General features: G+C 35.1%; 2 protein-coding genes. Both read right to left on the bottom strand.

Annotated features, from left to right (window positions below):
* Window positions 1–247: 247 nt before the first annotated feature.
* Entirely contained in the window at window positions 248–2,257 is a 2,010-nt protein-coding gene (locus tag EOK74_RS03795; protein ID WP_166638709.1) for a right-handed parallel beta-helix repeat-containing protein, read from the bottom strand.
* A 98-nt stretch (window positions 2,258–2,355) separates the two neighbouring features.
* A partial coding sequence (locus EOK74_RS03790) for a hypothetical protein (RefSeq protein WP_205964504.1) occupies window positions 2,356–3,165 on the bottom strand: 810 nt, incomplete at its 5' end.

Below are 3,165 nucleotides of genomic sequence, written 5' to 3'. Positions count from 1 at the left end.
TTTCTACTTATAACTGCTCCGACTTTCTGGGGGGATTACAATTGTTAGTATGCAACATGAGAGTTGCCTTGTTGTTTTGATTAAAAGGTTCGACACTTTTATCAAAACGGATAACACTCTCTTTTTCAAGAAAAAATGTCAGATTAAGTCGAGACTAATTCAACTTAGCATTATAGTTGAGCATTCGCTAGTTTATTAAATTCCAACTGATCCAATTAAACTTATATGGTATTTAATAGTTTAAGAACTACTCCTCTTCTACTCTTCTGTACTTATTAATAGGCCATGTAATTCTATATATATCTCTAAATACCCCTACACTTTCTAGCGTAAACGTGGTGTCCGTAATATTCGTTATATTCCCATTTGACAAGCTATAGGAGATATTGTTACTTACATTATTTTCTTTTATCGAAGTACGGTTTTCCGCTTCTTCATGAATATCAAATGTTAGTGGGCGTTCACTCAAATTATTAGTAATTATATTCCCTGTAGGAGCAAATATGTCCTCTAATGAAATTGCTAATTTGGGGTAGGCAGACGTCCAAATTGAAGAGGTGTAAGGTACATCTTGTAAATTGCTAATAAGTTGTTCTCCGGCTGCTGATGTTTCCGTTTGAACATTTAGGCCTCTATCATCCATATCAATAATTGTGGCTGTAGAAATAAATGTATTGCTATCAATTAGGTTATCATCACCACCACCAACTAGTATCCCAATGTTGACTTCAAAAAATAAATTATTGGTAATATTAAAGCCACTTGCTTGGTCATCTAGATACACCCCTATGTTTAACCGGTCTCGGTAACCTGAAATGTGATGTATATAATTATTGGTTATTTGGTTCCCTCTAGCGGACCAGTCTCTTCCTGAATATATTGCTCCAGCATCCGAAGTCTCATATACAACATCAAAAATTTCATTAAATTCTACAGTGTGATTATTGCCTACTAATAGTATCGCTGTATGGGGACTATTATGAATCGTATTATTTTTAGCTATGGCACCAACCCCTTGTAACTCTATTGCAGGGTTATAAGTTCGGTCAATACGTGCAAAATTGTGAATATAGTTATTTTCTAAGAGGTGATAACTATGCTCAAGAGTTTCCCTATCTCCTCCCCTTACTATGATCCCTCTTTCAGCTGTATTGGCGATATCACAACCGATTACAGAGTGTTGTACCCCCTTTCTTATATCGACACCACCGACCCCGCTATTACTAATTGTGCATTTCTTTATTTGAACATTATTACCTTCAAAAATTGATATTGGGTAATCTTTAGTCCCTGAAAACTGGATACCTTCTATTGAGATCCAAGAAGCATATTGGAATTTAATTAATGTTGGCAGTGAAGATATTTCTATATAAGCGTCATCAATTTTTCCATCCGGTGGCCATATATATAAATCCCCAGTACTCCTATTTAGATACCATTCTCCCGGGCTGTCGAGTTCATAAAGAGCATTTAATATAAAGTAGCGTTGACCTGCTTTGTAGCCATAATTATGATAAGGCTGGGCTAAATTCAAAACTTTGTTAGATAAATCAATGCTTTCTACTAATTGGATTTCATTGGCCCAATCCCAATACCAGTAGCCCTGGGTAAGTAACTCAGGCTCACTTACCCAATACTTTGCTCTATCGTGGTCATAACCAATTTCACCTACAGCTTCGTCCTCATTAACAGAAGAAATCAAACTTAGAGTATTGTTTGGCCATCTAGCTAACGTCATTGGGACTTGGTTATAAATTATATCTATTCTCTCACCAGATTCTAATAGGCTCCCATAGTCTGTAATGCCAAGTTCTTTTAGATTTACATGAAAAATATTACCTACGGCAGCTTCATTCATGTTTTCTATTGTTTCAGCTACTTCAAAACCACTTAACTTTATTCCCCCAGTAAATATTACTTTTTCATTTTCATAGGCTTGATAAGTAATTGAAAAATTTGTTGTACCAGAGTCGTTTGCATTCAAAATTAATGCTTCGTCAAAATAATACTTTCCCTCCATGAAGTTGACAATTATGTCTTCTTGATCTGTATTGTTGTTGATTAACTCTCGAACAACCTCTCTTACTTTAGTTAGCGTTAAAAATGGGCCATTAGGACTTTGCTCTACTTCGCTAATGCCCTGCCAACTATCACTTCCATTCGGTGAAACATATATATTAATTGGATCTGCATAGCTACAATAAGCAGAAAACAATAAAAATAAAGTAGTAATCTTGAAGTTCAATAAAATTTTCATTTTTCTGTAAAGTCCTAAGTTTTGATTTTGTACTAATACCATTAGATTGAATAATATCTTTAAATGTTTAAAGCTCAAAAACACCTAACTAATGTTACTTATCTATTGTAATAGATTACTGCAGTATTCAGATCGTCATTAGCGAAGACTTCAATGTAGTCAGGAGAATCCAACAATGATGTTCTCACTAAACTATCTAATCCAATGTCATCATCAAATGTTATGTCTAACACACAGCCAGCGCCAAAGGAACCACCTGTTATTGCTTCATCAGTTGCGTATACTGCCCAAGATATGCTTTTATCTGATTCACTTTCACTAAGGTAAGAGCCACTACCACCTTCAAAAAGTTCAAATTCATATTGTTCATATTCGCTAGCAAAATAAACGGACCAATATCCTTGCACCATACTTTTGTAATCTGAACAACTCATAGCAAACTCTGTTGATACGTTTAGTGTTAGAGCTTCAAATGGGTCTTCCTCGATATTATCGGAGGTATAAATCTCAAAATTGACTTGGTCACTATTCGTCTGGTTATATGACATTTCATCGTATATGGGAGTATAAGTTATGCTATAGCTTAAGCTTTCTCCAGCAGAAATTTTTGAGTGCGTTATTGAATCAGAAGATATTATATTTGAGTCGTCATGTATTGAACTAATCCAAACATCTGCTTCACCTAAGTTTTGTATTTCAATGTATTGGATAGATGATGTTTGACTATAATCACAACATTGCAGAATGAAATAATCATTCAACTCACTAGTATTTTCACTAATTAATGACGTTTCTTGTAATACGCCATCAATTGTAATTCTGACATCCGGAGTTGCATCAATGACAGGGTCAACAACTGGCTCAGGGTCAACAACTGGCTCAGGGTCAACAACTGGCTCAGGGTCAAC

Source organism: Paraglaciecola marina (assembly GCF_004360155.1).
Taxonomy (GTDB): Bacteria; Pseudomonadota; Gammaproteobacteria; order Enterobacterales; family Alteromonadaceae; genus Paraglaciecola; species Paraglaciecola marina.
Note: the sequence above shows the minus strand (reverse complement) of the source record. Positions and strands in the feature narration are given on the sequence as shown.

Bases quoted from the DNA above. Each gene is read 5' to 3' on its own strand.
- EOK74_RS03795 (WP_166638709.1), bottom strand. From the start codon at position 2,257: ATGAAAATTTTATTGAACTTCAAGATTACTACTTTATTTTTATTGTTT.